Source organism: Nocardia cyriacigeorgica NBRC 100375 (assembly GCF_000308555.1).
Classification (GTDB): domain Bacteria; phylum Actinomycetota; class Actinomycetes; order Mycobacteriales; family Mycobacteriaceae; genus Nocardia; species Nocardia cyriacigeorgica.
The window spans coordinates 38,629-56,285 of record NZ_BAFY01000041.1 but is presented as its reverse complement, the minus strand read 5'-3'; the positions used below and the strand labels follow the sequence as shown (position 1 = coordinate 56,285).

Annotated in this window: 22 protein-coding genes and 1 pseudogene; 4 read left to right on the top strand and 19 right to left on the bottom strand. The window is 67.8% G+C overall.

Annotated features, from left to right (window positions below; genetic code table 11):
• The 13 genes and pseudogenes from RJ05_RS03890 to rpsJ all read right to left on the bottom strand — a co-directional run.
• Positions 1-441 (bottom strand): annotated as a pseudogene (locus RJ05_RS03890) (LLM class flavin-dependent oxidoreductase); the annotation flags it as partial.
• 94 nt (positions 442-535) lie between these two features.
• Complete coding sequence (locus RJ05_RS03885; RefSeq protein ID WP_228790384.1) at positions 536-1,129, bottom strand: hypothetical protein; 594 nt, start codon at positions 1,127-1,129, stop codon at positions 536-538.
• Positions 1,130-1,283: 154 nt separating this feature from the next.
• Positions 1,284-1,556, bottom strand: coding sequence for a 30S ribosomal protein S17 (gene rpsQ, locus RJ05_RS03880; protein WP_036533191.1), 273 nt, complete (start codon positions 1,554-1,556; stop codon positions 1,284-1,286).
• Complete coding sequence (gene rpmC / locus RJ05_RS03875) at positions 1,553-1,792, bottom strand: 50S ribosomal protein L29 (protein WP_036533190.1); 240 nt, start codon at positions 1,790-1,792, stop codon at positions 1,553-1,555. Before rpmC ends, rpsQ begins: the two co-directional genes overlap by 4 nt.
• Positions 1,792-2,208, bottom strand: a complete 417-nt coding sequence (gene rplP / locus RJ05_RS03870) for a 50S ribosomal protein L16 (RefSeq protein ID WP_014349059.1) — start codon at positions 2,206-2,208, stop codon at positions 1,792-1,794. The genes rpmC and rplP overlap by 1 nt, the downstream gene beginning before the upstream one ends.
• 3 nt (positions 2,209-2,211) lie before the next feature.
• The gene (rpsC, locus tag RJ05_RS03865; protein WP_036533189.1) at positions 2,212-3,009 is read right to left on the bottom strand and encodes a 30S ribosomal protein S3; all 798 of its coding nucleotides are present in this window, start codon (positions 3,007-3,009) and stop codon (positions 2,212-2,214) included.
• Entirely contained in the window at positions 3,010-3,411 is a 402-nt protein-coding gene (rplV, locus tag RJ05_RS03860; protein ID WP_036533187.1) for a 50S ribosomal protein L22, read from the bottom strand.
• Positions 3,408-3,689 (bottom strand): 30S ribosomal protein S19, encoded by a 282-nt coding sequence (gene rpsS / locus RJ05_RS03855; protein WP_014349056.1) that lies wholly within the window; start codon positions 3,687-3,689, stop codon positions 3,408-3,410. The genes rplV and rpsS overlap by 4 nt, the downstream gene beginning before the upstream one ends.
• 15 nt (positions 3,690-3,704) lie before the next feature.
• The gene (gene rplB / locus RJ05_RS03850; protein WP_036533184.1) at positions 3,705-4,541 is read right to left on the bottom strand and encodes a 50S ribosomal protein L2; all 837 of its coding nucleotides are present in this window, start codon (positions 4,539-4,541) and stop codon (positions 3,705-3,707) included.
• A 33-nt stretch (positions 4,542-4,574) separates the two neighbouring features.
• The gene (gene rplW, locus RJ05_RS03845; RefSeq protein WP_011207266.1) at positions 4,575-4,880 is read right to left on the bottom strand and encodes a 50S ribosomal protein L23; all 306 of its coding nucleotides are present in this window, start codon (positions 4,878-4,880) and stop codon (positions 4,575-4,577) included.
• The gene (gene rplD / locus RJ05_RS03840) at positions 4,877-5,557 is read right to left on the bottom strand and encodes a 50S ribosomal protein L4 (protein ID WP_036533182.1); all 681 of its coding nucleotides are present in this window, start codon (positions 5,555-5,557) and stop codon (positions 4,877-4,879) included. The genes rplW and rplD overlap by 4 nt, the downstream gene beginning before the upstream one ends.
• The gene (rplC, locus tag RJ05_RS03835; protein WP_036533181.1) at positions 5,554-6,219 is read right to left on the bottom strand and encodes a 50S ribosomal protein L3; all 666 of its coding nucleotides are present in this window, start codon (positions 6,217-6,219) and stop codon (positions 5,554-5,556) included. Before rplC ends, rplD begins: the two co-directional genes overlap by 4 nt.
• Before the next feature lie 14 nt (positions 6,220-6,233).
• Positions 6,234-6,539: a 30S ribosomal protein S10 gene (gene rpsJ / locus RJ05_RS03830; RefSeq protein ID WP_003938093.1), complete on the bottom strand. Its 306-nt coding sequence runs from the start codon at positions 6,537-6,539 to the stop codon at positions 6,234-6,236.
• 463 nt (positions 6,540-7,002) lie between these two features.
• On the opposite strand from rpsJ, the gene RJ05_RS03825 reads away from it, so the two are divergent.
• A complete protein-coding gene (locus RJ05_RS03825; protein ID WP_036533179.1) occupies positions 7,003-7,479 on the top strand; it encodes a hotdog fold domain-containing protein in 477 nt (158 codons plus the stop codon).
• Between the two features lie 30 nt (positions 7,480-7,509).
• Here RJ05_RS03825 and RJ05_RS03820 read toward each other — a convergent pair whose 3' ends face one another.
• Positions 7,510-8,400 (bottom strand): lipase family alpha/beta hydrolase, encoded by an 891-nt coding sequence (locus RJ05_RS03820; RefSeq protein WP_036533200.1) that lies wholly within the window; start codon positions 8,398-8,400, stop codon positions 7,510-7,512.
• Between the two features lie 64 nt (positions 8,401-8,464).
• A complete protein-coding gene (locus RJ05_RS03815; RefSeq protein WP_036533177.1) occupies positions 8,465-9,475 on the bottom strand; it encodes an alpha/beta hydrolase in 1,011 nt (336 codons plus the stop codon).
• A gap of 242 nt (positions 9,476-9,717) precedes the next feature.
• Here RJ05_RS03815 and RJ05_RS03810 point away from each other — a divergent pair, with 242 nt between their 5' ends.
• Complete coding sequence (locus tag RJ05_RS03810) at positions 9,718-10,914, top strand: lycopene cyclase family protein (protein ID WP_036533174.1); 1,197 nt, start codon at positions 9,718-9,720, stop codon at positions 10,912-10,914.
• Position 10,915: 1 nt separating this feature from the next.
• Here the strand turns inward: RJ05_RS03810 and RJ05_RS03805 are convergent, their stop codons facing one another.
• From RJ05_RS03805 to RJ05_RS03795, 3 genes are all read right to left on the bottom strand, one after another.
• Positions 10,916-11,788: an ABC transporter permease gene (locus tag RJ05_RS03805; protein WP_036533197.1), complete on the bottom strand. Its 873-nt coding sequence runs from the start codon at positions 11,786-11,788 to the stop codon at positions 10,916-10,918.
• Entirely contained in the window at positions 11,785-12,564 is a 780-nt protein-coding gene (locus RJ05_RS03800; protein WP_228783621.1) for an ABC transporter permease, read from the bottom strand. The genes RJ05_RS03805 and RJ05_RS03800 overlap by 4 nt, the downstream gene beginning before the upstream one ends.
• A 110-nt stretch (positions 12,565-12,674) precedes the next feature.
• The gene (locus tag RJ05_RS03795; protein ID WP_051016205.1) at positions 12,675-13,658 is read right to left on the bottom strand and encodes a daunorubicin/doxorubicin resistance ABC transporter ATP-binding protein DrrA; all 984 of its coding nucleotides are present in this window, start codon (positions 13,656-13,658) and stop codon (positions 12,675-12,677) included.
• 272 nt (positions 13,659-13,930) lie between these two features.
• On the opposite strand from RJ05_RS03795, the gene RJ05_RS03790 reads away from it, so the two are divergent.
• On the top strand, positions 13,931-15,451 hold the full coding sequence (locus tag RJ05_RS03790) for an aldehyde dehydrogenase family protein (RefSeq protein ID WP_174343893.1): 1,521 nt from the start codon (positions 13,931-13,933) through the stop codon (positions 15,449-15,451).
• A 28-nt stretch (positions 15,452-15,479) separates the two neighbouring features.
• Here the strand turns inward: RJ05_RS03790 and RJ05_RS03785 are convergent, their stop codons facing one another.
• Entirely contained in the window at positions 15,480-16,703 is a 1,224-nt protein-coding gene (locus tag RJ05_RS03785; protein ID WP_036533194.1) for a TetR/AcrR family transcriptional regulator, read from the bottom strand.
• A 130-nt stretch (positions 16,704-16,833) separates the two neighbouring features.
• On the opposite strand from RJ05_RS03785, the gene RJ05_RS03780 reads away from it, so the two are divergent.
• Positions 16,834-17,625, top strand: a complete 792-nt coding sequence (locus RJ05_RS03780) for an enoyl-CoA hydratase (RefSeq protein WP_036533168.1) — start codon at positions 16,834-16,836, stop codon at positions 17,623-17,625.
• The last annotated feature ends 32 nt before the right edge of the window (positions 17,626-17,657 follow it).

The window sequence follows — 17,657 nt, the reverse complement described above, 5'->3', positions numbered from 1 at the left end:
GCCGGAAGATCTGCACACCCTCGCGCAACGCCCCAGCCGCTCGCGCGCCGGCGGAAACCCGTAGCCGTAGGCGCGCCACTCGTGCTCGTACCAGCCGCCGCCGATCCCCATCTCGATCCGGCCGCCCGAGATGACGTCCGCGGTCGCGGCCACCTTGGCCAGATAGGCCGGATTGCGGTAGCTCATCGCGGTGCACATCTGACCGAGCCGGATCCGGTCGGTCACCGCGCCGAGCGCCGAGACCAGCGACCACGCCTCATGGGTGGCCTCGTCGGTGGGCACCGGCACGGTATGGAAATGGTCGTAGACCCACAGCGATTCCCACTCCGTGCCCGCGTCGGCTCGCTGGGCGAACTCGCGGATGAGCGGCCACTGGCGTCGCGGCTCGATCCCGACCAGGTCCAGCCGCCACCCCTGCGGAACGAACATTCCGAATCGCATGATCACACCCGTCCGTGTCGTGGGAGCGCACGCGCGAAACGCGAACGCGGCCGCCGGTGGCGACCGCGTTCCATCCTGCCCGAGGACGGCAGGTTCAGCAGTGCTCGCAGATGCCGGTGGCGGGCAACTGGATGAAGCAGCTCGAGCACACCACGGTGCGGCTGTCCGGATCGGGCTTCGCGGCGACGGTCCGGGTGCTGCTGCTGCCGCTGCGCCGAGCCGTTCCACCCCGCGGGACGAGCGGTGGAATACCGCCGTCGGCAGGCACATCCGCGCCGTAGGCGGCGTAGCAGGCCCAACGGGCGTAGGCGGCATGCGATTCGATATCGGCGGGGATGGGGAGATCGGCGAGTTCGAGGACGTACTTGTAGCTGTCGCTGACCTTGAGGTTCTGCTTGACGCACAGTGCCGTCAGCGGCGGCTCGCCCGCGGTGTGGCAGCGGCGCGCGACCTTGCGCAGGATCGCGTCGATCCAGGTGCGCGTCGGTGCGTCGGTGCGCACTCCCGCCATGGTCTGCACCCGCTCGGCCAATTCCTTGACCGTCACGAAATGCCCGTAGCCGGTGGCGGTTTCGGCGAGCACCTCGTGCGCGGCCAGAGCCCACGCCACGGTTGCGTCCCGGAACATCACCCCCGTGCCGTCGTCGATCCGCCAGGCTCCCGATGTCGTCGTCGCAGCATCCCTCATAGCCCGTTCACGTTAGCCCCCAATACCCGCGACACGCCAAACCGGCAACCGGCGAATCATGTTTCGGCTTCATCACATTCGCCGCCGGAAACGACGAAGGCCCGCTTCCGGTGACGGAAGCGGGCCTTCGCGACTTCGAGCCGAGGAGAAGGGCTTACTTGGCCTTCTCCAGGACCTCGACCAGACGCCAGCGCTTGGTGGCCGACAGCGGACGGGTCTCCATCAGCTGAACGCGGTCGCCGATGCCGGCGATCTCGTTCTCGTCGTGCGCCTTCACCTTGGAGGTGGTGCGAATGATCTTGCCGTAGAGCGGGTGCCGGTTACGGTCTTCCAGCTCGACGACGATCGTCTTGTTCATCTTGTCCGAGACAACGTAGCCGGTACGAACCTTGCGGCTGTTGCGCTGTCCTTCCACTTTTTCGCTCATGCCGCATCTCCCTTACCAGCGGGTCCGGTGGCCAGACCGAGCTCGCGCTCACGCATGACCGTGTAGATACGCGCGATCTCGTGACGCACCACACGCAGACGACGGTTGTTGTCCAACTGTCCCGTCGCCATCTGGAAGCGCAGGTTGAACAGCTCTTCCTTCGACTCGCGCAGGCGGGCGACGAGCTCCTCTTCGGTGAGCTCACGGAGCTCTGCGGCCGGTGTTCCGGTAGCCATCAGAACTGCTCCTCCCTGGTCACGATCCTGCACTTCATGGGGAGCTTGTGCATCGCGCGGCGCAGGGCCTCACGAGCAATCTCCTCGTTGGGGTAAGACATTTCGAACATCACGCGGCCGGGCTTGACGTTCGCGACCCACCACTCCGGCGAACCCTTACCGGAACCCATGCGGGTTTCGGCAGGCTTCTTGGTGAGCGGGCGATCCGGGTAGATGTTGATCCAGATCTTGCCGCCACGCTTGATGTGGCGGGTCATCGCGATACGCGCCGACTCGATCTGCCGGTTGGTGACGTACGCAGGCTCGAGCGCCTGGATACCGAACTCACCGAACGCCACCGAGGTGCCGCCCTTGGCCATACCGGACCGGCTCGGGTGATGCTGCTTGCGGTGCTTGACCTTGCGAGGCATCAGCATGCGTCAGCCCTCCTGTGTCTCTGCCGGTGCCTCCGCCACGGCGGTGGCGGCGCGGCCGGCCTCGGTGCTGGTCGCAGTGGTGCCGGTGGAACCGGAACGACGCGGACGGCTCGGACGCTCGCGGCGCGGGCGATCGCCGGCCGGAGCGCTCGGGGCGGCCAGCTCACGCTTGCCACCGACGATGTCGCCCTTGTAGATCCAGACCTTCACACCGATACGACCGAAGGTGGTCTTGGCCTCGTAGAGGCCGTAGTCGATGTCGGCACGCAGCGTGTGCAGCGGCACCCGACCTTCGCGGTAGAACTCCGAGCGCGACATCTCGGCGCCACCGAGGCGGCCCGAGCACTGCACGCGGATGCCCTTGACGTTCGGCGAACGCATGGCCGACTGGATGGCCTTACGCATCGCGCGACGGAACGCCACACGGTTGGACAGCTGCTCGGCCACACCCTGGGCAACCAGCTGGGCATCGGACTCGGGGTTCTTGACCTCGAGGATGTTCAGCTGAACCTGCTTGCCGGTGAGCTTCTCCAGCTCGGCGCGGATGCGGTCGGCCTCGGCGCCACGGCGACCGATGACGATGCCAGGACGCGCGGTGTGGATGTCGACGCGAACCCGGTCACGGGTGCGCTCGATCTCCACCTTCGAGATGCCCGCCCGCTCCATGCCGGTGGACAGCAGCTTGCGGATGGCGACGTCTTCCTTGACGTAGTCCGCGTACTGCTTGTCGGCGTACCAACGGGACTTCCAATCGGTGGTGATACCGAGGCGGAAGCCATGGGGATTGATCTTCTGTCCCATTTACTTTGCCCCTCCCTTCCGGCGGCTACGAGTGGCGCCGGCAGTGGGCACGCTCTCGACCTCGATGGTGATGTGGCTGGTGCGCTTGCGGATCCGGAACGCGCGGCCCTGGGCCCGCGGCTGGAAACGCTTCATGGTGGCGCCCTCGTCGACGTAGGCCGTCGAGATCACCAGCGTGTCGGGGTTGAGGCCGAGGTTGTTCTCGGCGTTCGCCGCGGCGCTCGCCACGACCTTGGCGACCGGTTCGCTCGCGGCCTGCGGCGCGAACTTCAGGATCGCCAGAGCGTCTTCGACCCGCTTGCCGCGGACCAGGTCCACGACGCGACGAGCCTTCATCGGGGTGACGCGCACGTGCTTGGCGGTCGCCCGGGCAGTGGGGTTCTGAGTCTCAGTGGTCGTCATCGCCGCTTGCTCTTCCGGTCTTCCTTGACGTGGCTCTTGAACGTCCTGGTCGGCGCGAACTCACCGAGCTTGTGCCCGACCATGTTCTCCGAGACGAACACCGGCACGTGCTTGCGACCGTCGTGGACGGCGAAGGTGTGACCGATGAAATCCGGGGTGATGGTCGAACGACGCGACCAGGTCTTGATGACCTGCTTGGTGCCCTTGTCGTTCTGCACGTCCACCTTCGCTTGGAGGTGGTCGTCGACGAACGGGCCCTTCTTGAGGCTGCGTGGCATTTCTTACCTCCTCCTTCAGCGCTTCTTGCCGGTCTTACGGCGGCGGACGATGAGCTTGTCGCTCGGACGGTTGGGCTTGCGGGTGCGGCCTTCCGGCTGGCCCCACGGCGAGACCGGGTGGCGACCACCGGAGGTCTTGCCCTCACCACCACCGTGCGGGTGGTCGACCGGGTTCATGACGACACCACGGACCGTGGGACGGCGACCCTTCCAGCGCATGCGGCCGGCCTTGCCCCAGTTGATGTTCGACTGCTCGGCGTTGCCGACCTCGCCGACGGTGGCGCGGCAGCGCACGTCGACGCGGCGGATCTCACCGGAGGGCATACGCAGCGTGGCGTAGGGGCCTTCCTTACCCAGCAGCTGGATGCTCATACCGGCCGAACGGGCCAGCTTGGCACCGCCGCCGGGACGCAGCTCCACCGCGTGGATGGTGGTACCGGTGGGGATGTTGCGCAGCGGCAGGTTGTTACCCGGCTTGATGTCGGCGGTGGGGCCGGACTCGATCGGGGTGCCCTGCGTCACGCCCTTGGGGGCGATGATGTAGCGCTTCTCGCCGTCGCGGTAGTGCAGCAGCGCGATGTTCGCGGTCCGGTTGGGGTCGTACTCGATGTGCGCGACCTTGGCCGGGATGCCGTCCTTGTCCAGGCGACGGAAGTCGATCAGACGGTAGGCCCGCTTGTGACCGCCACCGCGGTGCCGGGTGGTGATGCGGCCGTGGGCGTTACGACCACCGCTCTTGGTGAGCGGACGGATCAGCGACTTCTCGGGGGTCGACCGGGTGATCTCGGCGAAGTCCGAGACAGACGACCCGCGGCGGCCCGGGGTTGTCGGCTTGTACTTACGGATTGCCATGAGTTCTTCTCTGCTTTCTGGATTCCCAGGCGCTTACGCGACCGGGCCTCCGAAGATCTCGATGGGCTTGCTGTCGGCCGAGATGGTCACGAGCGCGCGCTTGGTGTTCTTGCGCTTGCCGTAACCGAAGCGGGTCCGCTTGCGCTTGCCCTGACGGTTGGCGGTGTTGACGCTGGTGACCTTGACGCCGAAGACCTTCTCGACGGCGATCTTGATCTGCGTCTTGTTCGAGTCCGGGTGCACCAGGAAGGTGTAGGTACCTTCCTCGATCAGCCCGTAGGACTTCTCCGAGATGACCGGCGCAAGCAGGATGTCGCGGGGGTCGGCGATGGTGGTCACTTGCTCTCCTCCTGTGCCGCCTCAGCCGGCCCGTGCACGAAGGCGTTGAGGGCCTCGACGCTGAACACGACTTCGTCGCTTTCCAGCACGTCGTAGGTGTTGAGCTGATCCGGCGCGATTGGGTGCACGAACTCGAGGTTCTGCACGCTCTTCCAGGCCGCGATGTCCTCGCGACCGAGCACGACCAGGAACTTCTTCCGGTCCGACAGCTCGGACAGGAAGGTCTTCGCGGTCTTGGTCGACGGGGTCTGGCCCGCGACCAGTTCGCTGATCACGTGGATCCGCTCGTTGCGCGCGCGGTCCGACAGTGCTCCGCGCAGCGCGGCGCGGATCATCTTCTTCGGGGTCCGCTGGCTGTAGTCGCGCGGCTTCGGGCCGTGCACGGTGCCACCGCCGGCGAACTGCGGCGCGCGGGTCGAGCCCTGACGGGCGCGGCCGGTGCCCTTCTGCCGGTACGGCTTCTTGCCACCACCGCGGACTTCACCGCGGGTCTTGGTGGAGTGCGTGCCCTGACGCGCGGCGGCGAGCTGGGCAACGACCACCTGGTGCATCAGCGCGATGTTGGCGGTGGTGTCGAAGATCTCCGCGGGGAGTTCGACGGTGCCGTTGGTCTTGCCACCCAGTTCCTTGACCGGCAGGGTCAGGTTGGTCTTCTTCTCAGTGCTCACAGCGCTCATGCGTGCGCACCACCCTTCACGGCGCTCTTGACGATCACGACGCCGCCCTTGCGACCCGGGATCGCACCCTTGATCAGCAGCAGGCCGTTCTCGGCGTCCACCTTGTGAACCGAGAGGTTCTGCGTGGTGACGCGGTCGTTACCCATGCGGCCCGACATGCGCATGCCCTTGAACACGCGGCCGGGGGTGGCGCAGCCACCGATGGAACCCGGGCGACGGTGCACGGCCTGCGCACCGTGGGAGGCACCCTGGCCACGGAAGCCGTGGCGCTTCATGGTGCCGGCGAAGCCCTTGCCCTTGCTGGTGCCGGTGACGTCGACGTAGGTGCCCTCTTCGAAGACGTCGGCGGAAAGCTCCTGGCCGACCTCGAAGGAGGAGGCGTCGGCGACGCGGATCTCCGCGATGTGCCGACGCGGGGTGACGCCGGCCTTGGCGAACTGGCCGGAGACCGGCTTGTTCACCTTGCGCGGGTCGATCGCGCCGAAGGCGAGCTGCACGGCGCTGTAGCCGTCGCGCTCTTCGGTGCGGATCTGGGTGACGACGTTCGGTCCGGCCTTGATGACGGTCACCGGGACGACGCGGTTCTTCTCGTCGAACACCTGGGTCATGCCGAGCTTGGTGCCCAGGATGCCGGCCGCTGGCCTGTTCTTGTTATCAGTCATGTCTCGAGTCCCCGTCACTGAATGTTGACGTCGACGCTGGCCGGCAGGTCGATACGCATGAGCGCGTCGACCGTCTTCGGCGTCGGGTCGAGGATGTCGATCAGCCGCTTGTGCGTACGCATCTCGAAGTGCTCGCGCGAGTCCTTGTACTTGTGCGGCGAACGGATGACGCAGTACACGTTCTTTTCGGTCGGCAACGGCACCGGCCCGACGACCCGGGCCCCAGTGCGGGTCACCGTCTCGACGATCTTGCGCGCAGACGCGTCGATCGCCTCGTGGTCATAGGCCTTGAGCCTGATGCGGATCTTCTGTCCCGCCACGCTAAGTGTCCTTTTCTCCGCTTTCGTTCGTGATCCGGAAGCTGGGCTTCCGTACCACCCTCATTGGCACAGTCCGAACACACGAAGACGTCTCAGGGAGACCACGACCGGGACGCACCCAGTCTTCGCCGCTGTTCATCTGTCATGGTTCTCCGGTCCACGCGGTCGGGCGTGTCGCCCGCCCGCTCATTCCTCGGCCCCGGAATTCACTCCATGTCAGGCTCGGAACACTGTCCCGGACGTACCCACACCGAAAACGGTGAGGTACACGATTTGGTACTGCCTGCCCCGCCCGACCAACCGTTTCACGGAAACGGGCACGGCCCGGTGCAAGGCAACCCGAACAGTATGCCCGAACCCCCCAGCCCGATCAAATCGGGGTCGCCGCGCCCGGGAAAACCGGGCTGACGTGCACCGTCGCAGCCTACTACCGAGCTATCTTACCGCAGAGTAAGATAGCCGCATGAGCAAAGAGACCGCGACCTACCGCGGCTGGAAGAAGCTGCCGGACAATCGGCTGGGCCACACCCTGTTCTCGCTCGGCATGGTCGCGCGGGTGCCCTACTTCGGCACCGTGCTGCCCAACGTCGTCCGGCTGGAACCGGGATTGTGCGAGGTCACCTCGCCGAAATGGTTCGGCATCCACAACCATCTCGGCACCTATCACGCCATCGCGGCGTGCAATCTGGCCGAGGTCGCGATGAGCATGCTCAGCGAGGCCACCGTGCCCGCCACCCATCGCTGGATCCCCAAAGCGATGAACGTGCAGTACCTGGCCAAGGCCGAGACCGGACTGCGCGCGGTGGCGAAACTGCCCGAGATCCCGGATTTCGACTCGATCGTCGAAGGCACCGACGTGGTGGTGCCGGTGTCGATCTACGACAAGCACGGCCTCGAGGTCGTGCACGCCGACATCACCACCTGGGTCACCCCGAAGTAGCCCGCGCGGGCGGGCCGCCGCTGCCGCCGCTCAGCAGGGCAGCGGGCGGTCCCGGCCGTCGAGGGCGTTGAGCACCGCGGTGATCGCGCGGGCATCGGCGAGCATGGCGCTGTGATCGGCCTTGTCGGACGGGCAGCCGTCCTGCAACCAGATATTGCGGTCGTCGGCGTCGGGATGGGCGAGCACGGCGGTATCGGTGGGGGTGATCACCGTGTCGGCGCGGGAGGCGATCGCGGTGTAGCGGATGCCGGGCAGCGTCTCGCCGCCGGCATTGAGCCGGTGCAGCACGGGCGAGCCGGCCGCCTGCTGCGCACCAGGGGTGCCGAAGACCTGGGTGGCGATCTGGGCGTCGGTCAGTCCGAGCGAGGCGAGATCGGGATACATCTCGCGCAGCCCGTCCCAGGTGGTGCCCCGATACGGCGTGCCGAGAGTGACAACGGTCGCGATGTCCGCGCCGCCGCGTTCGCGCAGGTACTGCCGGATCACGGTGCCGCCGGTGGAATGACCGACCAGGGCCAGGCGCGGAGCGCCGGTGCGTTCGCGCACGGTGCGCACCACGTCGGCGAGTTCATCGGCCATGTTCTCGATCGAGGCCACACCCCAGACCGGCCGGCCGGACAGCGCCGCACCCACCGGGCCGACACCGACCGAGGAGCCCGCGTGCCCGCTGACCGCGTCGACCAGGGCGGGTCCCTGACCCAGATTCGCCGCGAACACACAGTGCCCGTCGGCATGCAGGGCCGGTGCCAGCACACCGAAACTGCGGGTGATGTCGGTGCCGGAGCCGTGTACCAGCAGCACCGGCTCCCGACCCGGCGCGAGCACGCAGCCGGAATCGTTGGCACCGGCCAGTGGCGGAAGAAATACTTGCGCCGTCCCGGAGGGAGCGAGAGTGATCGCCGCGAATGCGACGGTCGTCACTATGACAGCGAGGCGGGCTGCCCCTCGGACCAGCGGTCCCAGGGCCGATTTTCCGATCCGCATGTCATATCCCCAGCGCCGGAGCCAGCGTCGGCCAGGAATCCTTCAACGCGTCCTGCCAATAGCCCCAGGAATGGGTGCCGTCGGGCCGGAAATTGTAGGTCGCCGGAATTCCGAGATCGGTCAGCCGGTCCTGCATATTGTGCGAGCAGTAATTCGTCGCGGCCTCGATGATTCCGCCGAGCACGATTTGATTCGCGAAAAGCCATGGACCTTCGAGCGAATACTTGCCGCCGTATTGGTCGTACATACCGGGCAGGCCGCTGCCGCTGGAAATGTAGAGCGCTTTTCCGCGCAGGCCCTCGGCCTGGACATAGGGGTCGTTGGCGGCCCAGGCCGGATCGCTCGGCGGGCCGTACATGTTCTCCTTGTCGGCCAGGCCCCACTCTTCGATGGTGAGCCGGACGAACTCCTGGCCTGCCGGATCGCTGATCTGCGCGCATCCGCTGTAGGCGGCGGCGGCGTCGTAGAGACCCCCGGTGGTCGCCGCGAGCGCCAGGCTGCTGGTGCCGGACATGGAGAAGCCCGCGATGCCGTTGCGCCCGTTGCTGCCGAGATACTCGTCGATCAGCGGCGGCAGCTCGCTGGTGAGGAAGGTCTTCCACTTCTGCTTGCCCAGCCGTGGATCGTCGTGGTGCCAATCGGCGTAGTAGCTGAACATGCCGCCGATCGGCGAGACCGCGTGCACGTTCTTGTCCGCGAGGAAGTCCAGCACATCGGTCTTTGTCCCCCAATTGGAGCCGTCCACCCCGCCGCCGGCGCCGAGCAGCAGGTACAACACCGGCCGCGGCACGCCGGTATCGGCGGCCTTCATCACCTCGACCGGAATATCGAGATCCATGGCCGCCGAATGCACGGTGAGGGTGACATTGCGGGCGTCGCGCTCGGCTACCGAAACAATCGACGATGCCGCGCGGGAATCCGTCGGCTCGGCGGACGCCGAGACGGGAAGAATCGCGGCCGCGGTGACGGCGGCGGCCAGCAGCCCGAGCTGGCGGAGGTAACGGCCTCTCATGATGTCCCTTCTGCACAGTGGAACACCTCGATGCTCCGAAAGCAACGCTATGTTGCGGCACAACAACTTTCACGACTGGAATTGCGGGGACACCAGAAATGGGGGCAGCTACCGAGGGCCTGGCGGCGGAATTCGGACCTATTCGAATTTCTCTGTAACACCGGCACTTTGCCCACCGATATATCGCGGCACACGCGCGGCGATGGTTGCGTCGGCGCCTCGGATGCGGTTTGAATGCCTCTATGGCAGTCAGCGCGGTTCACAATGTCGACGTGTGCGTCGTCGGCCTCGGCCCGACCGGCCGGGCGCTGGCACACCGCGCCGCAGCCGCCGGCTTGTCCGTCGCCGCGATCGATCCCCGCCCCGACCGGTTGTGGCCCCCGACCTACTCCTGCTGGGTGGACGAGCTGCCCGAGTGGCTACCGCACACCGCCATCGCGACCCGGATCGAGGCGCCCACCGTCTGGGCCAGGACCGAGCATCGTATCCCCCGGCCGTATTGCGTGCTGTCCAAGCCGGGCCTGCGCGACGCGCTGCCGCTGGACCCGGCGAGCGTCCGCGCGGGACGGGCGGTGCGAGTGGAACCGCATGTGGTGGAACTGGCCGACGGCACCGTCATCGCCGCCGACACCGTCGTGGACACCAGGGGCCTGCCCTCCCCCGGCACGCGGCGCGCGGCCAGCGCCCACGGCATCTTCGTCGACGCCGAGACCGCCGCCCCGATGGTGGCCGACGGTGAGGGCCTGCTGCTGGACTGGCGGCCGGACAACGGCGCGAGTAATGACGAGCCGCCGTCGTTCCTGTATTCGGTGCCGCTGGGCGATGGCACGGTGATCTTCGAGGAGACCAGCCTCGGACTGCGCGGTGGGATGCCGCAGCACGAACTGCGCAAGCGCACGCTGAACCGGCTCGCCGCGCACGGCATCAGCCTCACCGGCAGCGAACCGACCGAGGCCGCGCACTACCCACTCGATCAGCCGCCACCGAGGAAGGGCACCGGCCGGGTGATCCCGTTCGGGTCCCGCGGCGGCATGATGCACCCGTGCACCGGCTACAGCGTCGCCGATTCGCTGGCACTGGTGGACACGGCGGTCGCCGCGATCCAGCAGGGCCGCGATCCGGTCGCCGCGCTGTGGTCGCCGCGGGCTCGGCTGGTCTATTGGATGCGGATGCGCGGGCTGTGGGGGTTGGGCAGGCTGACGACCGAGCAGTCCATCGCGATGTTCGAGGCGTTCTTCACCGCCTCACCGCGCGGACAGCGGGCGCTGCTGTCCGCGCACGACGACTACACCGCGCTCGGCGCCGTGCTGGTCAATACCGTCGCCCACACCTGGCCCTTCCGCTGGCGCTACGACCTGGTCGGCTGGACCAACCGCAACCGCTGGGCCGGCTACGAGTACGGGCCGGCGCCGGCCCGCGAAACCCGCCGGATCGGCTGAATCAGGCGCCGGTTTCCGCCGCGCGGCGGTAGCCGCGCACGGCCGGGTAGGCGAACACGATGACGATGCCGACGGTCCACAACAGCGTCTTGGTCATCGGCTCGGCCACCGGCCCGCCGTAGGACAGCCCGCGCATGGCGTCGATCGCGCAGCTCATCGGCTGGTTGGCCACGACATCCTGCAACCACACCGGGTAGGCGTAGACCGGGACGAATCCGGAGTTGAAGAACATCAGCAGGGTGTTGATGATGCCGATGACGTTGACCAGCATGACGCCCTCGGTGAGGGTGGCCAGCGCGGTCACGAACACCGCGAACCCGACGCCGAACAGCACCGGAATGCCGATCAACGCCAGCGCGGCCACCGGCCCCTGGTCGAACCGGAACCCGATGCAGAAGCCGACCGCGATCACGAACAGCGTGGTGACCAGGACCCGGATGGCCTCGGCGAACAAGCGCCCGGTCAGCCCGGCGGCCCGGTGCACCGGCATGGTCCAGAACCGGCCGAGCAGTCCGGTGGCTTTCTCGGTTTTGAAGCCGAGCGCGCTCACCACCGCGCCGGCCATAGCCGCGACCAAGGTGATCATCGGGACGGTGCCGTAGACGCTCGGTTTACCGGTGGCCGCGGTGATCGAATCGCCCAGCACGATCCAGAACATCAGCAGCGTCAACGCCGGATACAGGATGGTCTGGATGGTGGTCGCCGGATCACGAGCCCACACCAGCAACAGCCGCTTGGTTTGGATCAGGCTGTGGGTCCACCAGTTACCGAGCGAGCTCTCCGAGCGCGCGTGCACCGTCGGCAGCGGGGTGTTCCAGCCGGTCGGCGCCGACGCCGGCGCTTCGACGGTCTCGGGTGTCTGCACTGAACTCATGACCGCCTCACGCTCGCCCACACCGCCAGCGGCGCGAAGATCACGCCCGCGCCGATCAACCACACCAGCGGCACCCACAGCACCTGCCAGGTCACGCCGTCTGCGGCCATATCGCGCAGCGCGAACGACAGCTGCGAGATCGGCTGATTGCGCACGAACGGCCGGATCCACTCCGGGAACCCGGACTCCGGCACGAACCCGCAGGAGAGCATGCCGAAGATCAGCGTGGGCAGGGTGAGCGCCTGGCTCAGCGACTCCGGGCTCTTGGTCAGGCTGCCGAGCGCGTCGGCGCCCAGCGACAGCACGATGCTGATCGCCAGCGAGAACACACAGAACAAGATCGCCTGGCCCCAACCGGCCTCGAACCGGAAGCCGATGATGTGGCCGTAGATCAGGGCCGCCGTCAACGAACACACCGACCGCACCACACCGGCGGAGATCCGCGCCGACAGCGGCACCAGCGTGCCGATCGGCATGGTCTGCAACCGGGTGCTGAGCCCGGTCAGCGCCTCGAACGCCGACAGCTGGGCGTTCGACATCATGGTGAACGCCATCGTCTGCAACACGATGATCGGCATGACGAACTGGGCGTAATCGATGCCCTGGAATTTCATCACGTACCGCAGCGGCAGATAGAAGCCGAGGGTGAACACCAGCGGGGTGATGATCGCGACGATCAGCTCACCCTTGGTGGCCATGGTCCAGATGATGCGGCCGGTCAGCGCGCGCCACTGAGCGAAGGAGGACAGCTTGGCGACGGGCAGTTCGGCGAACAACTGGGCGCCGCCCGCCTCGGTGGTGGCAGCAGCGGTCACGCTCTGCCCATCTGACGTGAGTGAGGGGCCTGCGTGGTTACGCTCCGCTACCGCCTCCGGCCCTGACCCACTCACGCCGCCCCGCCCGAATGACCGGTGATGGAGAGGAACACGTCGTCGAGGGAGGGCCGCCGCAGCGCGATATCGGCCAGGTCTACCCCGGCGGAGTCCAGCCGTCGCAACGCCTCGGCCAGGGTCGCGGCGCCGTCCGGGGCGGGAATCGAGAGCCGGTCGGCGCCGTTCAGTTCGGCCGAGACCGCCGACGGCACCAGATCACCGAGCGCGGCTGCCGCCTTGGACAGATCCGACGGGTCCAGCGGGACGACTTCGCAGTAGCTGCCGCCGGTCTTCTCCTTGAGTTCGTCGGCGGTGCCCTCGGCGATGACGGTGCCCTTGTCGATGACGATGATGTTGTCGCTGAGCACGTCGGCCTCTTCGAGGTACTGCGTGGTCAGCAGGACGGTGATGCCCTGCGCCTTGAGGGCGTTGACCAGGTCCCACACGCCTTGGCGGCTGCGCGGATCCAGGCCCGTGGTCGGCTCGTCGAGGAACACCACTTCGGGCCGCACCACCAGGCCGCAGGCGATATCGACGCGCCTGCGCATGCCGCCGGAGTAGTTGCGTACCGCGCGACGACCCGCGCTGACCAGATCGAATTCCTCAAGCAGGGTGTCGGCGCGCTTGCGGGCGGCCGATTTGCTCAGGCCCATCAGCCTGCCGAACAGTTCCAGGTTCTCCCGGCCGGACAGGTTCTCGTCCAGCGCGGCGTACTGGCCGGTCATCATGATCGAGCGGCGCACGCCCGCCGGATCCTTCTGCACATCGTGACCGGCGACGATCGCGGTGCCCGAATCCGGCCGCAGCAGGGTGGACAGGATCTTGACGGTGGTGGTCTTGCCTGCTCCGTTGGGGCCGAGCACACCGAGCACACTCGCCTTCTCGGCGGTGAAACTGATGCCTTGCAGCGCGTGCACCTCACCGAACGACTTCCGCACGTCCACGACCTGGACGGCGGGCTCGCTCGCGGGCGACTCGACATGATTCGAACTCGGCATCAACTCTCCACTATCGGCCGGGCAGGGGTGGGTCGCCGGAGCGCACGCAGCGACGTCCCGCATGGTGATCCGTACCGCCGGGCGCGATGTTACCGGCCCGGGTTTCGCATCCGGGGCGGTCCGGGCGCACCGCAGCGGCGGACCGTTCGGTTGTGCGCTTACTCACACTATCCGCCGGGTTTCGAATAGGCGCAGGTACGGCGAGTGTTCGGCAGCGGTATGGCAGCGCAGGTACCTTGTCGCCCGGTCACCGCGCCCATAGTCTTGGACGCATGGCCGAGTCCGCGCAGCCACATGTGGCGGCGCGTTCGGGAGGATCGGGCCGACCGAGCGTGCTTACGTCCTACGACCCACGCACCGGGGAAACGGTCGGCACTTACGCCGTCCAGGGTTCCAGCGAGCTGAAACGTGCCGTTCGCGCGGCCCGTGCGGCCGAAAAGTGGTGGGCGCACCTGAGTTTCGGTGCCCGCAAGCGATGGCTGCTGGACTGGAAACGCAGCATCGCACGGCGCTCAGGGGAACTGATCGACCTCGTCCGCGAGGAAACCGGCAAGCCCGAAGCCGACGCCGCCATCGAGGTGATGCTGGCGATCGAGAACCTCGATTGGGCCGCCCGCAATGCCGGGCGAACCCTCGGCCGCCGCGTCATCGATTCCACCTGGCTCACCCGCAATCAGCGCGCTTCGGTGGGGTTCCTGCCGCTCGGGGTGATCGGCGTGATCGGCGCTTGGCACAACCCGGTTTTCACCCCGATGGGTTCGATCGCCTACGCGATGGCGGCGGGTAATGCGGTCGTGTTCAAACCGCACGAACTCACCACCGGCGTCGGCGTGTGGCTGGCCCAGACCTGGGCCGACCTCGCGCCCGATCAGCCGGTGCTGCAAGCGATCACCGGTGATGCGACCACCACCGCGACGCTGTGCCGGGCCGGGGTCGACAAGATCGCCTACGCGGGCCCGGAAGCCGAGGGCCGCAAGGTGATCGAACTGTGCGCCCAGACGCTGACGCCGGTCGTGGTCGAGTACAGCGGCAAGGGCGCCATGGTGGTGCAGGTCGACGCGAAGCTCGACGAGGCCGCCGAGGCGGCGGTGTTCGGCGCGATGGCCAATGCCGGCCAGAACGCCGCCGGGATCCAGCGCGCCTATGTCGCCGAATCGGTGTACGAGCCCTTCCTCGATCTGGTGATCGAGCACGCGAGGCGGCTGCGCCCCGGCGCGGCCAAGCACGCCTGCTACGGGCCGATGATTCTCGAAGAGCAGACCGACGTGGTCCGCAGGCAGGTGCGCGACGCACTGGCCAGGGGCGGGCGCGCGGTGGTCGGCGGGCTCGATTCGATCCGCGAACCGTATGTCGAGCCGATCGTGCTGGCCGAGGTGCCGGAGGAGAGCCTGGTCGTCAGCGGCGAGGCCATCGGTCCGGTCCTGGTGGTCAACAAGGTCGCCGATATGGACGAGGCGGTGCGGCGGGTGAACGCCGTCGGCAGCGGGTTGTCGGTCTCGGTGTTCACCCGCGATGTCGCCAGCGTCGAAGCCTTCGCCGAACGGCTGCGGGTCGGCGTGGTGACGGTGAACTCCGCGACCGCGTGCACGGGCATCCCGGCGCTGCCGTTCGGCGGGGTCGGCGAATACGGGCAGGGCCACAGCCACGGCGAACTGGGGCTGCTGGAATTCACCCGCACCCTCGCGATCGCGCGGACCAAGTATCGCGCGCCGCTGAAACTCACCACTTTCGAACGCAATTCGCGCCAGCTGCGGATCGCGCGCACGATCTTCCGGCTACGGCACGGGCGCTGAGGCGCGCCCGGTCGGCCGGAGAAGCGCGTCAGCGCGCGGGACCGAGCAACACCGCCATCATCAGCGCGTGGACCCGGGAAATGTGCTCGGGTCGCGCGTCGAACCGCACCAGCCTGCCCACATCGATCACCTGCCCGATCGCGGCGTGCACCCGGAAACGTGCCTCGATCGGGTCGCCGTCGAGCAGGTTGGCCCACTCGAGGACGTTCTGCCGCTGGATCGCGCGCAGCTTGTGCTGCTCGGCCTGCGGCAGATTGCTGAACTCGGCGTAGTAGACCGGCATGATCTCCGGCATCGCGAAGCTGAGCCGGGCGTACCGGTCGGCGATGCGGTCGACGGCGTCGGCGCGGCTGGTGGCCTCGGCCAGCGCCTCGCTGATGGCGATGGCGAGCCGGTCGCCGGTGCGATGGAAGGCCGCGGCCAGCAGGTCGGATTTGCTGCTGAAGTAGCGGTAGACGCTCGAGGCGTTGATCCCGACCGCCGAACCGATCTCTTCGATGCTGGCCTCGTGATAGCCCTGCCTGCCGAAGATGCGGATGGCCTCGGTGAGCAGCTGTTCGCGTTTCGAGGTGACCGGAAGCCCGCGCGGCTGCGGCGCCGGATCGGCCGCACTCGGCGCGGGTGGCAGCTCGGCGCGCACGATCGCGGTCGACATCTCACGCAGCAGCGGCAGCAGCCGGGCGGTGGACAGTGCGGTGCGGTGAGCGGAGATGCTGCCGATGGTGCTGAGCACGCCCGCGGCGAGCAGCGCGACGTCCTCCGGCGCGGATTCCGGGCGCAGCTGCGCGATCGGCGCGGCGAAGGTGGCGTTGAGCCCGTCGTAGAGGGTCTTGATGCGGGTGCGGTCCGCCTTCTCCAGGTAGCGCCGCTCCCAGCGGTAGAGCCCGGCTTCGCGCCGGATATCGATGGTGTGGTCGGCGACGGCGCGGATCAGCGCGTCCAGGCGGTCGGCGGGATCGAGCGCCGGATCGTCGGCGGCGACGGCGACGTCGAGCAGTTGACGCGCGCCCTCTTCCGCGGCGGCGACCAGCAAGGCGTATTTGTTGGCGAAATGGCGGTAGAGCGCCGGGCCGGAGATGCCGACCTCGGCGGCGATCTCGTCCACCCCAACCGGGTAGTAGCCGCGTTCGCTGAAGGCACGAGCCGCCGCCCGGATGATCTGGACCTTGCGATCCTTGGGCCTGCGACGCACGGTTCGACCGCCCGCCGGCCGCGTGCGCACGAGGTCGACCTCGCTGCGATCGGCGACCATGTTGCTCTCCATTCTGCGGCGGCGCCACCGGTTGACAGCGCCGGACGAATCATCCTAAGTTAACCACAATTCGCAAAGTTAACCACGATTCACGGCCGGTGTCCGCCGAATCGCAGCACAGGGAGCGGAAATGGTCAGCGACGGTTCATCATCCCCGACGGCCGGGTTCACCGCGGTGCGGGACGGCAGGGTCCTGCGGATCACCATCAGCAATCCGGGCCGGAAGAACGCCATCTCCTATCAGACGATGGTCGCCCTCGGCGACACCTTCCTGGCCCTGGCCGAGGACACCGGAGTGCGGGTGGTCCTGCTGACCGGCGACGGCGAGGATTTCTGCACCGGCGCGGATCTGGCCGCCGACACCGACGGCATCACCCCCGAGATGACGATGGACGCGGCCAACCGGCTCGTCCGCGCGATCGTCGACGCTCCGGTACCCGTGATCGCCCGGATTCGCGGGGCGGCCGCGGGCATCGGTGTCGGCATCGCGCTGGCCGCCGACCTCGTCTACGCGGCCGACGATTCCTATCTGCTGCTCGCCTTCATCAATATCGGCCTGATGCCCGACGGCGGTGCGGCGGCCCTGGTGGCGGCCGCGGCCGGACGCCCGCTCGCCACGGAGATGGCGCTACTCGGCAAGCGCCTGCCCGCCACGGCCGCGCGCGAGGCCGGTTTGCTCACCGCGGCACTGCCGGTCGACGAACTCGACGCCACCGTGCAGGCGGCGGTGGACAAAATCGCGCACGGCCCGCGCCGCGCGCTCGAGCTCACCAAGAAAGCGCTCAATCTGGCCACCCTGCGCGCCCTGGACGACGTGCTCGACGCGGAGAAGACCGGTCAGGTCGAACTGCTGGAGTCGGCCGATTTCCGCGAGGGCGCCGCGGCCATGCTCGGCAAGCGCAAGGCCGTTTTCGCCGACTAGCCCACACCGGTCGCGGCGGCCCCGAGACCGGG

What these genes read in the sequence shown, in the direction of transcription:
- rpmC (WP_036533190.1), bottom strand. Translation starts at nt 1,792, where the DNA reads ATGGCTACCGGAACACCGGCCGCAGAGCTCCGTGAGCTCACCGAAGAG.
- rplB (WP_036533184.1), bottom strand. Translation starts at nt 4,541, where the DNA reads ATGGCAATCCGTAAGTACAAGCCGACAACCCCGGGCCGCCGCGGGTCG.
- RJ05_RS03825 (WP_036533179.1), top strand. Translation starts at nt 7,003, where the DNA reads ATGAGCAAAGAGACCGCGACCTACCGCGGCTGGAAGAAGCTGCCGGAC.
- RJ05_RS03815 (WP_036533177.1), bottom strand. Translation starts at nt 9,475, where the DNA reads ATGAGAGGCCGTTACCTCCGCCAGCTCGGGCTGCTGGCCGCCGCCGTC.
- RJ05_RS03785 (WP_036533194.1), bottom strand. Translation starts at nt 16,703, where the DNA reads ATGGTCGCCGATCGCAGCGAGGTCGACCTCGTGCGCACGCGGCCGGCG.
- rplV (WP_036533187.1), bottom strand. Translation starts at nt 3,411, where the DNA reads ATGACGACCACTGAGACTCAGAACCCCACTGCCCGGGCGACCGCCAAG.
- RJ05_RS03795 (WP_051016205.1), bottom strand. Translation starts at nt 13,658, where the DNA reads ATGCCGAGTTCGAATCATGTCGAGTCGCCCGCGAGCGAGCCCGCCGTC.
- RJ05_RS03780 (WP_036533168.1), top strand. Translation starts at nt 16,834, where the DNA reads ATGGTCAGCGACGGTTCATCATCCCCGACGGCCGGGTTCACCGCGGTG.
- RJ05_RS03805 (WP_036533197.1), bottom strand. Translation starts at nt 11,788, where the DNA reads ATGAGTTCAGTGCAGACACCCGAGACCGTCGAAGCGCCGGCGTCGGCG.
- rplD (WP_036533182.1), bottom strand. Translation starts at nt 5,557, where the DNA reads ATGAGCGCTGTGAGCACTGAGAAGAAGACCAACCTGACCCTGCCGGTC.
- RJ05_RS03810 (WP_036533174.1), top strand. Translation starts at nt 9,718, where the DNA reads ATGGCAGTCAGCGCGGTTCACAATGTCGACGTGTGCGTCGTCGGCCTC.
- rpsS (WP_014349056.1), bottom strand. Translation starts at nt 3,689, where the DNA reads ATGCCACGCAGCCTCAAGAAGGGCCCGTTCGTCGACGACCACCTCCAA.
- rplP (WP_014349059.1), bottom strand. Translation starts at nt 2,208, where the DNA reads ATGCTGATGCCTCGCAAGGTCAAGCACCGCAAGCAGCATCACCCGAGC.
- rpsQ (WP_036533191.1), bottom strand. Translation starts at nt 1,556, where the DNA reads ATGAGCGAAAAAGTGGAAGGACAGCGCAACAGCCGCAAGGTTCGTACC.
- rpsC (WP_036533189.1), bottom strand. Translation starts at nt 3,009, where the DNA reads ATGGGACAGAAGATCAATCCCCATGGCTTCCGCCTCGGTATCACCACC.
- RJ05_RS03790 (WP_174343893.1), top strand. Translation starts at nt 13,931, where the DNA reads ATGGCCGAGTCCGCGCAGCCACATGTGGCGGCGCGTTCGGGAGGATCG.
- rplC (WP_036533181.1), bottom strand. Translation starts at nt 6,219, where the DNA reads ATGACTGATAACAAGAACAGGCCAGCGGCCGGCATCCTGGGCACCAAG.
- RJ05_RS03885 (WP_228790384.1), bottom strand. Translation starts at nt 1,129, where the DNA reads ATGAGGGATGCTGCGACGACGACATCGGGAGCCTGGCGGATCGACGAC.